Source organism: Limosilactobacillus walteri (assembly GCF_014830205.1).
Taxonomy (GTDB): Bacteria; Bacillota; Bacilli; order Lactobacillales; family Lactobacillaceae; genus Limosilactobacillus; species Limosilactobacillus walteri.
The window spans coordinates 24,968-43,548 of sequence record NZ_QORN01000002.1; the positions used below are offsets into that span (position 1 = coordinate 24,968).

The 18,581-nt window shown below is 40.1% G+C and carries 9 protein-coding genes; 3 read left to right on the plus strand and 6 right to left on the minus strand.

What is annotated here, in order from left to right; genetic code table 11:
• Positions 1-16 precede the first annotated feature (16 nt).
• Positions 17-256: a D-alanine--poly(phosphoribitol) ligase subunit DltC gene (gene dltC, locus DTK66_RS00495; protein ID WP_153929762.1), complete on the plus strand. Its 240-nt coding sequence runs from the start codon at positions 17-19 to the stop codon at positions 254-256.
• Entirely contained in the window at positions 249-1,538 is a 1,290-nt protein-coding gene (gene dltD / locus DTK66_RS00500; protein WP_191667426.1) for a D-alanyl-lipoteichoic acid biosynthesis protein DltD, read from the plus strand. The genes dltC and dltD overlap by 8 nt, the downstream gene beginning before the upstream one ends.
• A 79-nt stretch (positions 1,539-1,617) precedes the next feature.
• On the opposite strand, the gene glsA is transcribed toward dltD, so the two are convergent.
• The 6 genes from glsA to DTK66_RS00530 form a co-directional block, all read right to left on the minus strand.
• On the minus strand, positions 1,618-2,532 hold the full coding sequence (gene glsA / locus DTK66_RS00505; protein ID WP_191667427.1) for a glutaminase A: 915 nt from the start codon (positions 2,530-2,532) through the stop codon (positions 1,618-1,620).
• 325 nt (positions 2,533-2,857) lie between these two features.
• On the minus strand, positions 2,858-13,036 hold the full coding sequence (locus tag DTK66_RS00510; RefSeq protein ID WP_191667428.1) for a DUF1542 domain-containing protein: 10,179 nt from the start codon (positions 13,034-13,036) through the stop codon (positions 2,858-2,860).
• Positions 13,037-13,360: 324 nt separating this feature from the next.
• Positions 13,361-14,854, minus strand: a complete 1,494-nt coding sequence (cshA, locus tag DTK66_RS00515; RefSeq protein WP_153929758.1) for a degradosome RNA helicase CshA — start codon at positions 14,852-14,854, stop codon at positions 13,361-13,363.
• A 72-nt stretch (positions 14,855-14,926) separates the two neighbouring features.
• Complete coding sequence (locus DTK66_RS00520; protein ID WP_153929757.1) at positions 14,927-16,306, minus strand: UDP-N-acetylmuramoyl-tripeptide--D-alanyl-D-alanine ligase; 1,380 nt, start codon at positions 16,304-16,306, stop codon at positions 14,927-14,929.
• Positions 16,307-16,468: 162 nt separating this feature from the next.
• The gene (gene htpX, locus DTK66_RS00525; protein ID WP_191667429.1) at positions 16,469-17,365 is read right to left on the minus strand and encodes a zinc metalloprotease HtpX; all 897 of its coding nucleotides are present in this window, start codon (positions 17,363-17,365) and stop codon (positions 16,469-16,471) included.
• A gap of 2 nt (positions 17,366-17,367) precedes the next feature.
• Positions 17,368-17,937, minus strand: coding sequence for a LemA family protein (locus tag DTK66_RS00530; RefSeq protein ID WP_153929755.1), 570 nt, complete (start codon positions 17,935-17,937; stop codon positions 17,368-17,370).
• A 128-nt stretch (positions 17,938-18,065) separates the two neighbouring features.
• On the opposite strand from DTK66_RS00530, the gene DTK66_RS00535 reads away from it, so the two are divergent.
• On the plus strand, positions 18,066-18,530 hold the full coding sequence (locus DTK66_RS00535; protein ID WP_191667430.1) for a low molecular weight protein-tyrosine-phosphatase: 465 nt from the start codon (positions 18,066-18,068) through the stop codon (positions 18,528-18,530).
• Positions 18,531-18,581: the final 51 nt, after the last annotated feature.

Below are 18,581 nucleotides of genomic sequence, written 5' to 3' on the forward strand. Positions count from 1 at the left end.
TAGGAGGATTCTAATTATGCAAGAACAAATTATCAATATTTTAGCTGATGCAACTGGTCGCGACACTGCGGATTTCAATGACCCAAGTCAAAACCTTTTTGAGAGTGGTCTTCTAGATTCAATGGCAACTGTTAGCCTTCTGCTAGGCTTACAGGACGCCTTTGATGTTCAAGTACCGGTTTCAGAATTTGACCGTAGCCAATGGGACACTATCGAAAAAATTGAAGAACGGGTAAAGGAGCTCCAAAATGCATAATGGCAAAAAGCTGTGGTCAATCTTCGGCCCGCTGATTGTCGCTTGTCTATTAGTAGTTCTTTTGTTTTCACTGCCGATTAGTAAAAAGCACTCAGCGGCGATTGAACATAAAGCTGCAGTATCGCTAAGTCCGGTTGTTTTTAAGAACCAATCGATTAAACAACAGGCACTTAGTGATAAGCATACTCACTACGTTCCCTTTTTCGGTTCTAGTGAATTACGGCGGATGGATCGTTTCCATCCTTCGGTAATGGCTGCCCGTTATCATAACTACACCCCATTCCTCTTCGGTTCACGGGGAACACAATCTCTTCCACAGTTCTTTAATATCAACTCAATGGAAACACAGATGACCAATAATAAGGCAGTCTATATCATTTCACCACAGTGGTTTACCAAGCAGGGTGTCCAACCTCCTGCTTTTAAATACTATAATGGTGAACTCGCAAACCTTAATTGGCTAAAAAATGCTGATCCGCATTCACCATATGATCGTTATGTAGCAAAAAGATTAGTAACGATGCTTGGTAATGATGGAACTGTATCATCATATGCGCGCAAAATTGCTGAAGGCAAGTCATTGAGCAGTTTGGATATGGGCATCATCCATTTCCGCTTAAACCTGCTTGTTCATGAAGATATCATCTTCTCTGGCTTCCAACTAAACAATAATTATGGGAAGCACATTCTGCCAAACGTAAAGAAGCTGCCAAAGCATTATAACTATGATCGCTTATATGATGATGCGATGAGCGAAGCGGCACGTGAAACTGATAATAACCGTTTTGGCATTCAAAACAACTTTTACACAAAGCGGGTTAAACATAATTTAGCTAAAACTAAGGGCTCACAAAGAAACTTTGATTATACTAAATCACCTGAATATGGTGACTTAGAAGTAGTTCTTAACCAATTTAAGAATACTAATTCCAATGTTCTCTTTATCATTCCGCCAGTTAATGCTAAATGGGAAGCATATACTGGAATGGATATGGATATGTACTACCGTTCTGTTGAAAAAATCAAATTTCAGCTACGACAACAAGGTTTTAATCATATCCTTGATCTTTCCCATGACGGTAATAAGCCTGGCTTTATGGAAGATACTATCCACATCGGTTGGGCTGGTTGGGTTAAAGTTGATAAAGCAGCAAATGATTTTATCGCTAATAAACAACCACAACCACATTACCAAATCAATAGTAAGTTCTTGTCACCGGAATGGGCAAACTTAAACCCAACGACAACTAATTTACACAAATTTGAAAATCAACTTCATTAAAAAAATATGGATCAGTGTGATATAACACATTGATCCATATTTTTTATATTCATGGAAGTTTTAGTTAATTAACATCTATTTATAAAATTGCTAAGTCTAATTGATTTACAACATCACTTAATAAGCTCATTCCAGCAATGCTATTACCATGCTGGTCTAATGCCGGACTGAAGACACCAATTCCACATTTATGCGGGGCACAAGCCAATAAGCCACCGCCAGTTCCACTTTTTATTGGTAGTCCAATTTTAATTGTGTATTCCTTTGACTCTTCAAATGAGCCAACGGTCGTCATCAAGGTCTTCACTAGTTCATTATCTTCATGACTGATAAGCCGAACATTATCCCACGGCTTAATTCCGTCATTTGCAAGAACTGCTCCTAAATTAGCTAAGCTTTGTGTCGTCACCATCAACGAGCTTTGCATAAAGTAAGTTACTAAAGTCTGATCAACTGTCTGTAGAACGCCCTTATCTTTTAGATAATACGCTAAAGAATGAATATCTTTATCATTCATAATCGCTGACCTAAAAAGACGCTCATTTAAGCTGATACAAGGATCATTACAAATCTCCCGACAAAAACCTAATAAGGCGTTAAAACTATTTTGCCCCATTAACCGGTCAATCATCGCTGTCGTTAATAAGGCAGAAGAATTATTAAGATAGTTAACCTGTTCTTGTACATTTAATTGACTATCTAGCAAGGCTGAACTCAAACTAAAATTTGCTGATCCGTCGTCTAATTCCGCAAGAACCTTATCTCGTCCCAATCTTTTAATAGCTAGAATTAACGCAACCACTTTTGCAATACTTTCAATCGCAAACCGCGTCCCAGCCATTCCAGCAGTCCCAATCTGATCTTCTTCTGTATCGTAAACAGTTATTCCCAACTGCTGTGGATCGACAACTGCCAATGCTGGGATATAGTTTGCCACTTTCCCACGAGTAGTTTCAACAAAGTTCTTGTCTATTAATTGCTCTAATTTCTGCATTGGAAAAACCTCTTTTTCAGTTTAGGGGCCTATTTACGTTTCCTAACTTATAAAATTTAGGAATAAAATTCAGTAAGCCTCACATCTCCTTTTCTTTAATTAGCTGATGAATTTAATAGCTGTTCCTTGTATGAGCTCATCTTCTCAGATATTAATCATCATGGTAATCGTACCAGATATTTTATTACTAAATCAAATAAAAAGCATAAATATTTTTATATAAATAAAACAAAAATATCCTTCTTTCGTCCGCTTACATTTATCGGACAAAAGAAGGATATTAATTCTTATTGACAGATTATTGAACTTAATACCTAGCTAGCAATTAATCACGTTTCTTGCTAAGACCTGAAAGTCCAAATAATCCTAATAGACTTGCAACTGCTAATCCAGCAACGCTTAAGTCACGGTTAGTTTCATTACCAGTTTGTGGTAGTTTATCCTGACCAGTTGCATTGTTATCAGTAGCATGTTCATTTGTTTGACTAGCCGGTGCTGTTAAGCCACCCTTTACACCACGACGGTTACTTTCTTGGGTAGCAGGTTGGCGTAAAGTGCTGTCATCTTGTTTAGTCTTGTTATCACCTGTTGGCGTTTCAGTAACAGGTTGTTGACTCGACTTGCTGTTATCTTCTGTAGCAGAACTTGATACTTTAATATTCTCAATTGCAGCAATTCCCGCAGCCTCTGCGTTACTAATTTCCGCAGCTGTCGTTGCCTTACTAATAACAGCACGCGCATTATCAGCAGCTTGGTCAGCTTCATTGATTAAGGCCGCCTTATCAGCAGAACTAAGGTCAGACTTGTTAATCTCATCCTTCTTAGCCTTTAAAGCCTTATCAATATTTTGATCAGCTTGGTTGCGAGTTTCATCAACTGTTGGTACTTGAATACCCAAAATAGCTTGCACACCATTCTTAGCAGCTTGGGTAGCAGCAGCATTGGTTAATGCTGCATCGATATTCTGATTGGCTGTAGCAGCTTCTGATTGAGCTTGATCAATTAAGGCCTGCTTTTCAGTAGTATTTAGGTTTTGGGCAGCGTTAATTTCCGCAGTCTTAGCTGTCAACGCATCTGCAATTGCTTGCTTAGCATCGCTCTTGGCCGCGTCAAGACTTGGAATATTAAGATTTAGGATTTCGTTAACCCCTGCTGTTTCAGCAGCCTTAACCGCCTCATCAGTTGTTGCGCTGTTGATATTAGCAATAGCTTTCTTCGCAATGCTATCAACTTGGTGTTTCAATTCTGTCTTTTGGGCAGCTGTTAAGTTCTTAGCAGCGTCAATCTGAGTATTCTTAGCATCACGAACCTGTTCAACTGCAACAATTGAAGTACTCTTGGCATCAGATAATGTTGGTACCAATACATCAAGAATTGCTTGTACACCGTTATCCCGTGCCGTATTGATTTCCGCATTAGTTTGAGCGCGCTTTACGTTGTCAACGGCAGTCGTGTATGCTGCCTGTGCCTGTTGCTTGAGTGCTTGCTTAGCATCAGCAGAAAGATTATTAGCATTATTAATCTCATTAACTTTATTAGCTAAAGCCTGGTCAAGCGCAGTAATTGCATCCTGCTGTTCATCTTCACGACCTGGAACCTTGACGTTAAGAATTGCCTTTACGCCGGCAGTCTCAGCGTCCTTAACCGCGTCATTAGTTGTTGCCTTCGCAATATTATCCTTAGCGGTATTAGCAATACTTGTAGCTTCCTTGATTAACGCATCTTTTTCTGCCGTTGAAAGATTATTAGCATTATTAATTTCTGCAATCTTTTCATTCAATGCGTCATCGATAACCTTGGTTGAGGTCTTCTTAGCATCGTCAAGGTTAGGAACGACAACATTTTCAATTGCTTGCACACCATTGTTTTCTGCCGTTTGAACATCACTATTAGTTGTAGCGTTATCAATATTCTTCTTGGCAGTATCCGCGGCATCAGTTGCCTGCTTAATCAAGTCTTCCTTTTGACGATCGGAAAGGTTATTGGCATTATTGATTTCATTCTTCTTTTCGTTGAGAACGTCATCAATCAGATTCTTTGCTTGGTCCTTAGCATTATCAAGGCTTGGCACCGTTACATTTGCAATTGCGTTAATTCCAGCGGTTGTAGCTGTTGCGACCCCTTCATCAGACGTTGCTTGGCTAATGTTATCCTTAGCGATATTAGCTAAGTTAGTTGCTTGATCAATCAAGTCCGCCTTTTCTGCTGATGTAATGTTTGAAGCATTATTGATTTCATTGATCTTGTTAGACAAGGCCTCATTAATCGTCTTAATTGCTCTATCCTTTACCGCAGAAGTTGCCGGAACGTGAATATTATTAATCTGCTTAATACCAGCTTCCTTGGCTGTTTCAACCGTGGCTACTGTATTAGCTTGGTCAATATTATTCTTAGCTGTTTGTGCGGCTTGGTCAGCTTGATTAGTTAAGGCGGCCTTCTCTTCAGTAGTTAAGGCAGAATTATTAATTTCAGCAATCTTAGTTGCAAGCGCCGAATCAATAGCTGCCTTGGCGGTTACCTTGTTGATTGCCAGTAAGCCGGCATCAGCGGCATCCTGAACACCCTTGTCGTCAGTTGCTTTAGCGATTGCGTCCTTCGCCTTCTTAGCATCTTGGTCAATTTGGTCTTTAGCAGCTTGCTTTTGATCGTTAGTTAAGTCTGGCGTGTTGTCGATAGCTTTCTTCGCATCAGCGGCAGCCTTATCGATGTTAGTGGCGGCGTCAGTCTTAACTTGAGACTTAGTTGGAATTTCAACGCCATTAATGCTATCGATACCTTTATTCTTAGCTGTTTCTACCGCTTGATCGGTAGTTGCAGCATCAATTGCCTCTTTAGCGTCTTGGGCTTTTTGATCTACTTCATTGTTTAAAGCAGCTTTTTCTTCGTCAGTTAATGATGACTTAGCAATTTCTGCCTTCTTACCAGCTACTGCATTATCAATCGCTGCATTAGCAACGTCCTTGTCAATAGCTAATCTACCCTCATCGACCGCCTTCTTGACATCATCATTGGTCTTAGCATTGTTGATGACTTCTTGGGCTTGCTGAGCATCAGAATCAATTTGATCCTTAGCTGCTTGTTTTTCTTCAGCAGTCAAGTTGTTGTCTTGGTCAATTGCTTTCTTAGCTTCATCAACTTCCTTGTTAAGGTCAGCTGTTGCTTGATCTTTAGCGGTCGATTTAGTTGGTACTTCAATACCATCAATTGCCTTAACACCATTGTCTGCTGCTTCGGTTACTGCGGCGTTTGTAGTTGCAGTATCAATTGCACTATCTGCTGCGTTTTGTGCAGCACTAACTTGTTGTTTCAATGCAGCTTTTTCTTCATCGGTTAAGTTTGAAGAATCAATTGCATTGTTCTTAGCTGCTGCAGCATCTGCTACGGCTTTCTTAGCTGCTTCTTTCACTGCTGATACAGTCGGCACTTCAGTATTTTCGATATTCTTAATGCCACTTTCTTGAGCACTGGTTACAGCTTCTGGAGTAGTTGCAGTCTTAATTGCTTCTTTAGCATCTTGAGCTTTTTGATCTACTTCATTGTTTAAAGCAGTCTTTTCTTCGTCAGTTAATGACGATTTTGCAATTTCTGCCTTCTTACCAGCTACTGCATTATCAATCGCGGCATTAGCAACGTCCTTGTCAATGGCGAGCGTGCCGTCGTTAGCAGCCTTAGTTACATCAGCAACATTCTTAGCCTTTTCAATTGCATCTTCTGCATTCTTAGCATCTTGATCAATTTGATCTTTAGCTGCTTGTTTTTCTTCAGCAGTCAAGTTGCTGTCTTGATCAACGGCTTCTTTAGCCTTGTTAACTGCGTCAGTAAGATCAGTCTTGGCGTTTTCTTTATCGGCTGACTTAGCTGGAACTTCAATGCCATTAATTGCCTCGATACCATTGTCTTTAGCAGTAGTTACAGCTTCGTCAGTAGTTGACTTAGTTACATTTTCTACAGCATCACTGTAAGTAGATTGAACCTTATCTTTCAAGGCATTCTTTTCGTCAGTGGTTAAATCGCTAGCACCATCAATTGCGTCAATCTTAGCATCGCGTGCTACGTCTAATTCCTTGATAGCTGCTTGTTGCTTGTCAGCAAGACTTGGGATAGTGACCTTATTAATGTTGTTCAAACCTGCATTTTCAGCATCCTTAACAGCATCGTTATTTTGAGCTGCGTTGATTGCATCAGTTGCGTCTTTGGCAGCCTTAGTTGTTTGGTCAATCAAATCTTGCTTTTCTTGATCAGTTAAGTGAGTTGCGTTGTTAATGTCGTCGATCTTAGCGTTCTTAGCACTTTCAATGGCATTAATGGCATCAGTTTGTGCTCCGTCTAAGGTTGGAATAAACAAATCAGTGATTTGCTTGATGGCATCATCACGAGTTGCAGCAACGGCATCGTTAGTAGTTGTTGATGGCTTATTGATTTCCGCAATAGCATCGTTGGCAATCTTATCTACTTGATCAGTTAATGCTTTTTGCTCGTCAGCATTTAAGTTGTCAGCTTTAGCAATTTGAGCATTCTTAGCTGCTTGAACTTGTTTAATGGCGTTAATTGCGTCTTTCTTAGCTTGATCTAAGCTTGGGACGTTAACGTTAGCAATTGCTTCGGTACCCTTGTTTTGAGCTTCAGTAACTGCATCATTAGTTTGAGCTTTACTGATATTTTCTTTTGCAGTATTAGCAGCTTGAGTAGCTTCATCAACTAATTTTTGCTTTTCAGTCTCGCTTAAGTTGTTGGCTGCGTCAATTTCATTCTTCTTAGCAGTTAATGCATTATCAATTGCAGTGTTGGCAGCCTTCTTAGCATCATCTAATGAAGTAAAGGTAATGCCTTTGATGGTTTGGATACCCTCATCTGCAGCATCTTTAGCTTCATCATTAGTTGTTGCCTTGTCGACGTTGGTCTTTGCAGTGTTAGCAGCATCAGTAGCTTTATCAATCAAGTCTTGCTTTTCAGTAGGATTCAAGTTTGAAGCATTGTTAATTTCAGCTACTTTAGACTTCAAAGTATCGTCAATTGCTTGTTTAGCATTCTTCTTAGCATCATCAAGACTTGGAATATTGACGTTTTCGATGTTTTGAACACCAGTATTTGCGGCTTCTTTAGCTTCATCATTAGTCTTTGCAGCATTGATGTTGTTGATTGCGTCAGTAGCAGCATTAGTTGCTTCATTGACTAACTTTTGCTTTTCATCGTTTGAAAGGTTAGAAGCCTTGTCGATCTCATCTTTCTTAGCATCTAAAGCCTTGTTAACAAGATCAATGTTTTCTTGCTTAATATCAGACAAGTTTGGAACAGTTACATCAGCAATTGCCTTTTCACCGTTAGTTTGAGCAGTCTCTACAGCTGCGTTGGTGGTTGCGTTGTTGATGTTGTTGTTAGCAGTCTTTGCGGCATCTTGTGCTTGCTTGATTAAATCAGCTTTTTCTTGAGCATTGATGTTCTGGGAATCGTTGATTTCCTTAGTCTTGTTGTCAAGAGCAGTCTTAATTGCATTAAGAGCATCTTCTTTAACTTTAGAAGTAGTTGGGATGTTGGTGCCGTTAATTTCATCTACACCGTTGTTTTGAGCAGTAGTTACTTCTTCTGGAGTAGTAGCATTAGCGATGTTTTGCTTGGCGTTGTTAGCTTCAGAGTTGATCAAATCAGTGTAAGTCTTTTGCTCATCAGTAGTTAATGGAGCCTTGATTTCCTTGAGCTTGCCAGCTGCTGCGTTATCGATTGCGGCATTGGCAACGTTCTTGTCGATTGCAAGCTTGCCGTTGTCAACTGCATTAGTTACATCTGCGTTAGTCTTAGCATTATTGATGGCGTCTTGAGCAGTCTTAGCATTGGCATCAATTTGGTCCTTAGCAGCTTGTTTTTGCTCAGCAGTTAAGTTGGTATCTTGATCGATTGCCTTCTTAGCTTCATCAACAGCAGTATTAAGGTCATTTGTTGCTTGTTGCTTAGCATCTGATTTAGTTGGTACTTCAATACCTTTAATTGTATTAACGCCATTTTCTTGCGCTTCAGTTACTGCTGCATTGGTAGTTGCGTTATCAATTGCTTGATCTGCGGCAGTTTGTGCATCGCTAACTTCCTTCTTCAATGCAGCTTTTTCTTCGTCTGTTAAGTTTGAAGAATCAATTGCATTGTTCTTTGCTTCTGCTGTCTTTGCTACAGCTTCTTTTGCTGCTTGTTTTACTGCTGACTCAGTTGGAACAGTAACATTATCGATAGCCTTTACACCATTTTCTTGTGCTTTAGTCACTGCTGCGTCGGTAGTTGCGTTATCAATAGCAGCTTTTGCTTCATTAGCGATCTTATTTACATCATCAACTAACTTAGCTTTTTCTTCCGTAGTTAAGTTTGGTGCATCATTGATGGCCTTAGTCTTGTCAGCCGTAGCATCATCGATAGCCTTCTTAGCTGCTTCCTTGACTGCTGATTCTTCTGGAACCGAGAGATTCTTGATCGAATCAACACCCTTTTGTTCAGCTTCTCGAACGCCTTCATCAGTAGTTGCTTTCTTGATGTTGTCTTTAGCTTGGTCAGCTAAATCGTTAACTTTCTTGACTAAGTCTGCTTTTTCTTCCGTAGTTAAGTTCTTATTGTCGTTAATATCTTTAACTTTGTCAGTTACGGCTTGATCTACTTTAGCAGTTGCATCGTCTTTGGCCTTTGAACTAGTTGGAATTTCGATGTTCTTAATTGTTGTTTCACCAGCGGTTTGAGCTTGAGAAACTGCTAAATCAGTTTTGGCATTATCGATGTTAGTCTTTGCCTCATCAGCTGCAGCCTTTACTTTATCTTTCAAAGCAGTCTTTTCTTCATCGGTTAATAATGATGAGTTATCGATTGCTTGATCTTTTTCTTTAGCGGCTTGGTCAATTGCATCCTTTGCAGCTTGTTTGACTGCCGATTCGGTTGGAACAGTGATATTGTTGATCTTTTCAGCACCGTCTTGACCTGCCTTGGCTGCTGCATCGTTTGTAGTTGCTTTAGAAATAGCGTCCTTAGCTGCTGTAGCATCTGCATTAGCTTCATCACTTAACTTCTGCTTTTCGTCGTCAGTTAATGGTGATTCATTAATTACAGTTAACTTATTGTTTAATGCTGTGTCTACTGCACTATTTGCTTTATTCTTGGCATCAGTCAAATTGTTACTACCGTTTAAAGCAGTTTTTGCATTGTTAATGGCTGTTACAGCGTCATCTACTTGCTTTTGGGTTGCTTCTGAATTTGAAAGTACCGTTTGTCCTGCTGTGATTGCTTCGTCATACTTTTGCTTTTCAGTATCGCTAGCATTAGTGTAATCTTCACTATTCTTTACGCCGGCTGCACCATCTACCGCAATTTGAAGCGCTTCTTTATTAGTTGCTTCACCTTTAAGATTACCCTTTGCAGCAGTAATTGCATCTAAAGCTGTCTTAACCTCATCTGCTGTTGGATTTTCTTTATCTAAGATAGTTTGACCTGCTGCAATTGCGTCATTATATGCTTTTTGAGCTTCTTCACTACCATTGTAGTATGCTGAAGTTTTTCTTACATTTGGTGCATCGTTAACAGCAGCTTCTAAGGCAGCCTTGTTTGCAGCTTCAGTCTTGCTGTCACCATTTAAGTTATTATTTGCTGTCTTAAGGTTTTCTAAAGCTTGATTTACTTCTGCTTGAGTTGCATTAGTCTTTTCTAGAACTGTTTGTGCAGCAGTAACTGCATTATCATATGCTGTCTTTTGTGTTTCATCAGCATTAGTATAATTGTTACTTTCTTTTACACTTGTAGAATTATTTACCGCTTCTTGAAGTGCTGTCTTATTAGTTGCTTCACCCTTCAAGTTACCTTTAGCAGTGTTAATGTCATTCAATGCATTGGTAAGATCTTCAAGCGTTGCATCGGTCTTATTTAATGCATCTTGACCTGCTGTAATTGCATTATCGTATGCTGTTTTAGCTTCTTCGCTACCATTGTAGTATGCTGGTGTCTTTTCTACATCACTCCTAGCGTTAACAGCAGCTTGAAGTTCTTGTCTTGCCTTAGCTAATTGATTACTTTCACCATTCAAGCCTGTCTTCGCATTAGTAATTGCAGTGATTTGGTTTTGAATTTGTTCAGCTGTTGCATCAGCATTTGCAAGCAAAGTGTTGCCAGCCGAAATTGCATCAGTATAAGCTGTCTTCTTATCAGCATCGGCATCCTTAAAGTTCACAGTGCCTTCTACTGTTGGAGCTTCATTAATCAAATCTTGCAATTGTTGCTTGTAACTGTTGAGCATCCATTTAGAAACAGTCTTAGTATCAGTATCACTAGTTACGAAGTCCTTGTCAGCGTGTACTGAAACAGTGTCCGTATCCTTCAATTGACCTAAGTTAACTGAGAATTTACCATCTGCACCAGTTTGGACAGTGTATGGTACTTCGGTAGCAGTTGGCTCAGTTTCAGTATTAGTAATGGAGTAAATAGTTTGACTACCACTACCAGTAACCTTAACCGGGGTTTCACTACCATTAATATTGATGTAAACGTAAGCACCGTCACCATCAGCAGTGTTAGCATTACCAGCCATGATGTAGTCACCATTTGCATCTTTATTGAAGGTAATATTAGTTAATTCAACTTCTTTACCTGCTGCTATCAAGTTAATCTTATTCTTAGCAGCATCCCCAGCAGCCTTAGTATCAATTACAGTTTGTCTATCAGCACTAGTTACCTTAGTAACTGTAGGTGTACCGTCCGCGGCATAGGTTACGTCGATTTCACCAATTGGCTGACCATTTTCAGAGGTCTTAACACCCTTGAAGCTAACCTTACCATTCTTGATGGCAGTAGCTCCTTCTGGCATGTCAATACTAAATAATTCTGGTTGAGTTGAAGTAAATGTACTACCAGATCCCAAACTTACAGCAGTAGCTTTGGTTCCATCACCCGTTACATCAAAAGTTCCATGGTGGTTGATATTGATGGTAGAAGTACCACTTGAAGTAACAATGTTTCCTTGATAGTCACCTAAATCAGTCGCATTAACGGTAAAGTTACCTCCCTCAACGTTAATAGTAGAATTTCCATTAATATAAACTGGAGCATCTATTCCTGATGAACGATAGTATGGTTGACCAACGGAAGTAACTGTTAAGCTGCCTTTATCATTGATTGTTGCACCGGAATTCAAGAAAAGTGCACTGGAATGGTATTTATCAGCAGCGTCATCTTTCAAAACAATATCAAGATTTGCACCTTTATCGATGTTTAAAGTTGTATTACCATTTGATGCAATACCACGTGCAATACCGTCCATATTCATCCCATTTAACTGTTCTGGTCCCTTTTGGGTATGTGGATTCAAAGTAACTTGTGCACCATTAGTACCATCTGGATTACTCTTGATATTAATTACAGTTGTACCAGCATCAATTTCAATAACATTTGAATTAGTTGTAGTAAAGTTAACTTTACTGCCAGCTGCAAAGTTTATTTCATTATTACCAGCTGAAAATTGAAGAACTTGTTGAGTATTTCCACCTTGGCTATTGCGAGTTTTACCATCTAACGGGCTAACATAACTACCAACTGAATGTGAAGTTACAGTACCTTCAAAATTAACGGTTGCATTATATCCTGAGTCAGTATAGACAAGTTGTGATCCAGTATAATCTACGTTGTCAAAAGTATACGAACCTGCACTTCTAACAATTCCATAGTAACTTTGACCGTATAAATTCAAATTCTTGAAGGTAACACCATAGTCATTGCTGTACATATTGAATCCATATCCAGCAAAATCAATGGTCTTTTTGTCACCCACAGCTTGAATTACAATGTTACGTTTATTATTAATGGTAGTATTTGTATAATTTGAGCTAGTTTTTTCTCCTAAATTAATATCACCATCAATATTAATCGTAGTATATGTACCTTTTTGAATAGCATCAATTAAGCCTTGAGCATTAGTAACTATAATTGCAGTAGGATCTTCAACTGCCATGCTTCTAAAAGTAGTAGCCGGACTAGGTAATATCCCTTGTAATGGTGAACTTGAACCATATGTTCTAATCTCATTATTATTTGAAACTGGCTGTTGTGTTCCTGTTTGAGATTGAATCAAATATTTTGGTCCTTGCTTTTGATCATTATCAGTTACATTTTCTTCTCCTTGCGTTATCTTCGCTTCGACTGAGTCCTTACCAGCATTGGCAGCATTAGCGTCTGCCACCCCCCCTTGGGTTCCTGCTGACGATGAAGTACCATCTACAGTATTATTGGTATCTTGGCCATTCTCAGTACTAGAAGTATCTTGTAACTGAGTAGCTGGCGATTGTTCATTAGTCACTTTAGCAGTATCCGTAGTCTGTCCGCCATTATCAGTCGTATCCGCGTGGGCAATCATTTGTCCCCCGCCGTATATACTAAAAGTAACCCCTAACAGAACTGAAGCTACACCTACATTTAACTTCCGCAATGCAAAACGTTGCTTCTCATTTTTGCGGTTTTTCTCCGCAATTAGCTTACGGTTATTTTTTGATACCATAAATATATTCCCCCGACTTATATATATTTAAACGACAAGTTACTTCTCATCTAATACTATTTAACTTCCCTACTCTTAGTTAATCATTGTATTAATCAATAAACTAAAAATACTTTAGATAGCATCAAATAAAAAACAACTTTGCAACTTACATTGTACGTCTTAAACCAAACACTTCTTGATAACAAAAAATGCTTAATTTCTCTTATAGACGATTACATGATAAGTATAACGCACTACTCATCAAAGTAGCAATTCATTAATTGTTTAATAGCATAAGAAAAAAGCCTAGGAAAATTGCTTTTCGCTAGGCTTTGTTTCTTATTAATCATCTTGACGGTGACGAATGTTAAATGCATGACGGCTTGAATGACTCTTGCCATGATTATCATTGCGGTGCCCACCGTGGTGACGACGATAGTTTTTCCGTCGATAATGGTTTCCACCATGGTAATTGTTGCGGTTACCATTCCGGTTATTATTTCGTTTATTACGCCGTGGCAATGGTCGTTCTGGCGTAATCTTAACTGGTACTTCACTCGCCGCTTCCTTAGTCATATTATTTAATAAGGCAGCAACTAAGTCAGTTGCATTATGAGTTTCTAATAACTTTTCGGCTGCTTCTTGGTAACGATCCGTCGAGTCTTGTGCGATCAATTCGTCGATGTCATTGAAAGCTGAAGCAACTTGACCCTTAAATGCTTCCTCAGCCGTTGGCGGCTTGAGTGGCAACATCCGCACACGGGTCAATTTTTCAATCTCATGAAGGTAGTCCATCTCATTAGGAGTTACAAAAGTCAAGGAAACACCGTGATGACCGGCACGTCCTGTCCGTCCAATCCGGTGAACGTAGCTATCAGGATCCGATGGAATATCATAGTTGTAAACGTGGGTCACCCCAGAAATATCAAGACCCCGAGCAGCAACATCGGTAGCAACTAAAATATCAATTTCATTATTCTTAAACTGCCACATGATCTTGGAACGCTTATCTTGGGTAAGGTCACCATGAATACCCGCTGCATTATACCCTCGGGCAATCAAGCCCTTTGACAATTCATCAACACGGCGCTTAGTCCGCCCGAAAACGATTGTTAAGTCAGGGTCCTGCACATCAATTAACCGGGTCATGATATCGAACTTTTCGTAGTCACGCGCCCGAACATAATACTGGTCAACCAGATCAGTGGTAAGTTCCTTGGCCTTAATCCGTACTGTTGCCGGATCAGACATAAATTGAACCCCAATCCGCTTGATCTCTGGTGGCATTGTTGCAGAGAACAGCAGGGTTTGCCGATCATCGGGGGTCTCTTTGATAATTGATTCAATATCTTCGAGGAATCCCATATTAAGCATCTCATCAGCTTCATCGAGTACAAGGGTTTTAATGTGGTCAAGCTTAACAGTATGGCGGTTAATGTGATCGCGTAACCGCCCTGGAGTCCCGACAAGGATTTGTGGGTGTTGCTTCAAGCTCTTAATCTGGCGGCGAATATCTGCTCCCCCATAAACAACTTGAACGCGAACGTGCTTATCCTTTCCTAATCGATAAAGCTCTTCTTGGGTTTGTATTGCTAATTCCCGAGTCGGCGAGATAATAATTGCCTGAATATTGGGATTATCAGTATCTACTTTTTCGATGATTGGCAATCCAAAAGCAGCCGTTTTCCCAGTTCCTGTCTGTGCTTGGCCGATCACGTCCTTACCATCGAGAACCATTGGAATAGTTTGCTCTTGAATCGGCGTTGCTTCTTCATATCCGCTCCGCTTAATTGCTTTTAATAGGCTTTCTGAAAGGCCTAATTCACTAAACTTCAAAAATCTTCCTCCTAAAAATGACCAGCCGATTCTGGATATAAGCATCAGCAATCGACTGGCAACATATATTATCTATTCTGCTTTTAATGCCGCTAGGACTTCTTCCAGATGAATACCATGACTTGCCTTTAATAAGACAAGGTCATCCCCAGTCAAAGTCGCTGTAAGATCGGCAATTAATTGTTTTAAGTCACTACTTGCATAATGATGGATATCATCTGCAGGGTAACCATCTTGGATCAACTTATCTTTAAGATTTTTCATTTGTTCACCAACAAGGTAAACACTATTAATCTTTTGCGGGTCGATCTCTTCTGCTAAGCTGGCGTGTAGCCGTGGAGCTGCATCCCCTAATTCAAGCATATCACCAAGGACGACAATGCGCCGCCCATTTGCCGGCATTGCCGCAATTGTTTTAAGAACTTGTTTAGCAGCTGTAGGGTTTGAATTGTAGACATCACTAAGAATCTGCTCACCATTCTTGCCATCAACCCATTCCGCCCGATTCTCAGTTAATTCAACATTAGCAAGGGCCTCTTTCATATGGGCTGGCGTAATATGAAGAATACGCCCAACACCAATTGCAGCCAACGCATTATTAACGTTGTATTCACCAACCATTGGGATCATAAAGTTTTCATCTGGCCATTCATTGACCGTAAAGGCTACCTGACGTGATTGCTCTTTGACACTTGTCGCATACAAATCATTGCTTAGCTGCCGACCAAAGCGCATTTGTTGCTGGGTAATGTTCTTTGCACGTTCTTCTAATAGCGGTTCATCCCCATTAAATACCAGCGTCCCGTCTTCCTTTAAGCCGTTGGTAATTTCCATCTTTGCGTCTGCAATCTTATCACGAGTCCCAAAGAATTCAATGTGAGCTTCACCAATCATTGTAATCACTGCAATATCGGGATTAACAAGCTTGCTCAAAAAATCAAGCTGACCAAATCGATCCATCCCCATCTCAACGACTACTACTTCGGTATTGGATTCCATATTAAGCAGGGTCACCGGAACCCCAATCTCATTATTAAAATTAGCATATGTCTTGGTAACATTAAACTGGGTGCTTAAAATCGACGCAATCATATCCTTAGTCGTCGTCTTGCCATTGCTTCCGGTAACTGCAACTACTATTGGGTTGATTTTATGTAGGTAATATTTTCCTAATTGCTGCAATGCCTTGAGGGGGTCGCTAACAACTAATAATGGATGTGCTTGATCCGTTATCTCATGGTCACTTGCCCACAAACTAGCTGCCGCACCATTAGTAAAAGCACTCGGTACATATTGGTGGCCATCTTGAACACCTTGCAATGGAACAAATAAGCTCCCTTGCTCTAAGTGTCGACTATCAAATGACACACTGGTCACTTCTACGTCTTTCCATTGTTCAATGTCATTTTGCGCGTTGATCGCCTTGGCAATTTCCGCTAATTTCATTTTCATGAAAAAGATACCTCTTCTTTTGATACTTTGGTCTAGCTTTTTAATTATATCACCCTCGCTAGTATAAGGCGATTAAAAACGCTAATGTTAAGCAAAAATAAAAAAGCTGGAAAATAACTTCTTCAGCAAAGTGGTTATTTTCTAGCTTCTAATCTGTGTTCATTACATTTCTCTTAAGCGTGCAATCCGTTTATCTAGGGGCGGGTGAGTATCAAAAAGGTTAGAAAACGGATGATGTTTAGCGTTTAGTTCCGGATCGCTAATGTATAATGCTGAACTGCTTGGGTCTACATGCTCCATAGGAACCGCAGTCTTTAATTTTTCAAGCGCGCTAATCATTCCCTGAGGGTTACGGGTCAACTCAACAGCACCGGCATCTGCCAAGTATTCTCGATTACGCGACAGCGCCATCTGCGCGATCGTTGCTGCGATTGGTGCAAGAAATATCAATAAGATTGAACCGATTAACGCAAAGATACTCGACGGGTTGTCACGGTCATCACTACTGCTGCGACCGCCAATCCACCAAAAATTACCAGCAAAGTTAACAAGCATCGCAATTGCAGACGCTAGAGCAAGGGCAATTGTCTGCAAGCGGATATCGTAATTGCGAACGTGGGTCATCTCATGAGCCATTACCCCTTCTAATTCCTCACGATTCATCCGTTCCATCAAACCAGTCGTGGCAGCCACGGCCGCATGCTGCGGGTCATTTCCCGTTGCAAAAGCATTGGGACTTGGATCATGGATAATATAAACCTTGGGCATGGGAACCCGGGCGACTAATGCCATGTCTTCAACAATATGCCATAATTCAGGGGCATCATTAGCTGAACGGACTTCTGTTGCATTATTCATCCGCATTACTACATCCGTTGACTGCCCAATTATTACCGACATATATATGACGGCAATAATTGCAGCAACAATTATCCCGCCAACTGCAGTTCGAGCGAATAGGTAGCCAACAGCCGCGCCAATTAATGCTACGAGCAAGAAAAAGCCAAACATCACCAGAATAGTTTTGCGTTTATTACGGGCAATTTGCTGATATAACATGCTTAATCACCTAAATCATCGAACGAAACTTTAGGCACAGCCTTTGCTTCTTCCGGTACTTGTAAGTAATCCATTTGTTGGAAATGATGAATTTTCGCAATAATGTTGCTTGGGAAAGATTGAATCTTCGCATCAAGTGCAGCTACTGTACTATTATAAAGTTGACGAGAATAAGCAATCTTATTTTCCGTATTTGTTAATTCTTCCATTAACTTTTGGTATTCTGCACTTGCCTTCAAATCAGGGTAATTTTCGGCAACAGCAAATAACGTCCGCAACGTTCCCGTTAATTCATTTGAAACTTCCATTTTTTGTGCATGATCGCTATCTGGAATACTGTTTAACTGGGTCCGCAACTTAGTAACTTTTTCTAGCGTACCAGCTTCGTACTTGCTATATCCCTTCACCGTTGAAATTAAGTTAGGGATCAAGTCGTTTCGTCGCTGTAGCTGAACATCAATCTGACTCCATGATTCTTGAGCGTGAGTCCGCAGTTGAATCAAACTGTTGTATAGCCCTGCATATACTGCGATTAGCAAGACGATAACAACAATTATTATGATAAGGGTCATTGGGGTTCCTCCTTAATTAATCTTTATCCTCAATTTTACCAAAATCTTAAGCCCTATGTCATTACCGATAAATGTTTTAGCAAAACATAATAATTTTCGGTATGATAGAAAGAAAACGAGGTGATAGAATGAATGTTTTATTTGTTTGCCTAGGGAATATCTGCCGTTCCCCGATGGCCGAAGCAATGTTCAAGCAAATGGTTGATGAAGCAGGCTTAAACGATAAAATCAATGTTGATTCTGCCGGAACCAGCAATGAAGAAGAAGGCAATGGGCCTCACCCTGGCGCAGCTAAAACCATGCGCGCTCACGGTCTCGCAACTGACGGCTTAGTTTCTCGGCCGATTACTTTGCAAGACTTTGACTGGGCCGATTATATTATTTGCATGGACAATATGAATAAGTATAATCTTCAACGAATTGCTCCCGCAAAGGATCGTAATAAAATTCATTTAGCATATGAAGTGATCCCAGAAAAGGCCGGCCAAGAAATCCCTGACCCGTGGTACACCCACCGTTTTGAAGACACTTACAATAGTTTGAATGAAACGTTACCATTATGGCTTGACAAAATATCGCAAAAGTTAGATTAATACCTTCTAAGGCGGTTAGACTTTGTAACACTTAAAGATGAAAGGACTGGT

Coding starts and splice junctions, on each gene's coding strand:
- glsA (WP_191667427.1), bottom strand. CDS start 2,532: ATGCAGAAATTAGAGCAATTAATAGACAAGAACTTTGTTGAAACTACT.
- DTK66_RS00510 (WP_191667428.1), bottom strand. CDS start 13,036: ATGGTATCAAAAAATAACCGTAAGCTAATTGCGGAGAAAAACCGCAAA.
- DTK66_RS00530 (WP_153929755.1), bottom strand. CDS start 17,937: ATGACCCTTATCATAATAATTGTTGTTATCGTCTTGCTAATCGCAGTA.
- DTK66_RS00520 (WP_153929757.1), bottom strand. CDS start 16,306: ATGAAAATGAAATTAGCGGAAATTGCCAAGGCGATCAACGCGCAAAAT.
- htpX (WP_191667429.1), bottom strand. CDS start 17,365: ATGTTATATCAGCAAATTGCCCGTAATAAACGCAAAACTATTCTGGTG.
- dltC (WP_153929762.1), top strand. CDS start 17: ATGCAAGAACAAATTATCAATATTTTAGCTGATGCAACTGGTCGCGAC.
- dltD (WP_191667426.1), top strand. CDS start 249: ATGCATAATGGCAAAAAGCTGTGGTCAATCTTCGGCCCGCTGATTGTC.
- DTK66_RS00535 (WP_191667430.1), top strand. CDS start 18,066: ATGAATGTTTTATTTGTTTGCCTAGGGAATATCTGCCGTTCCCCGATG.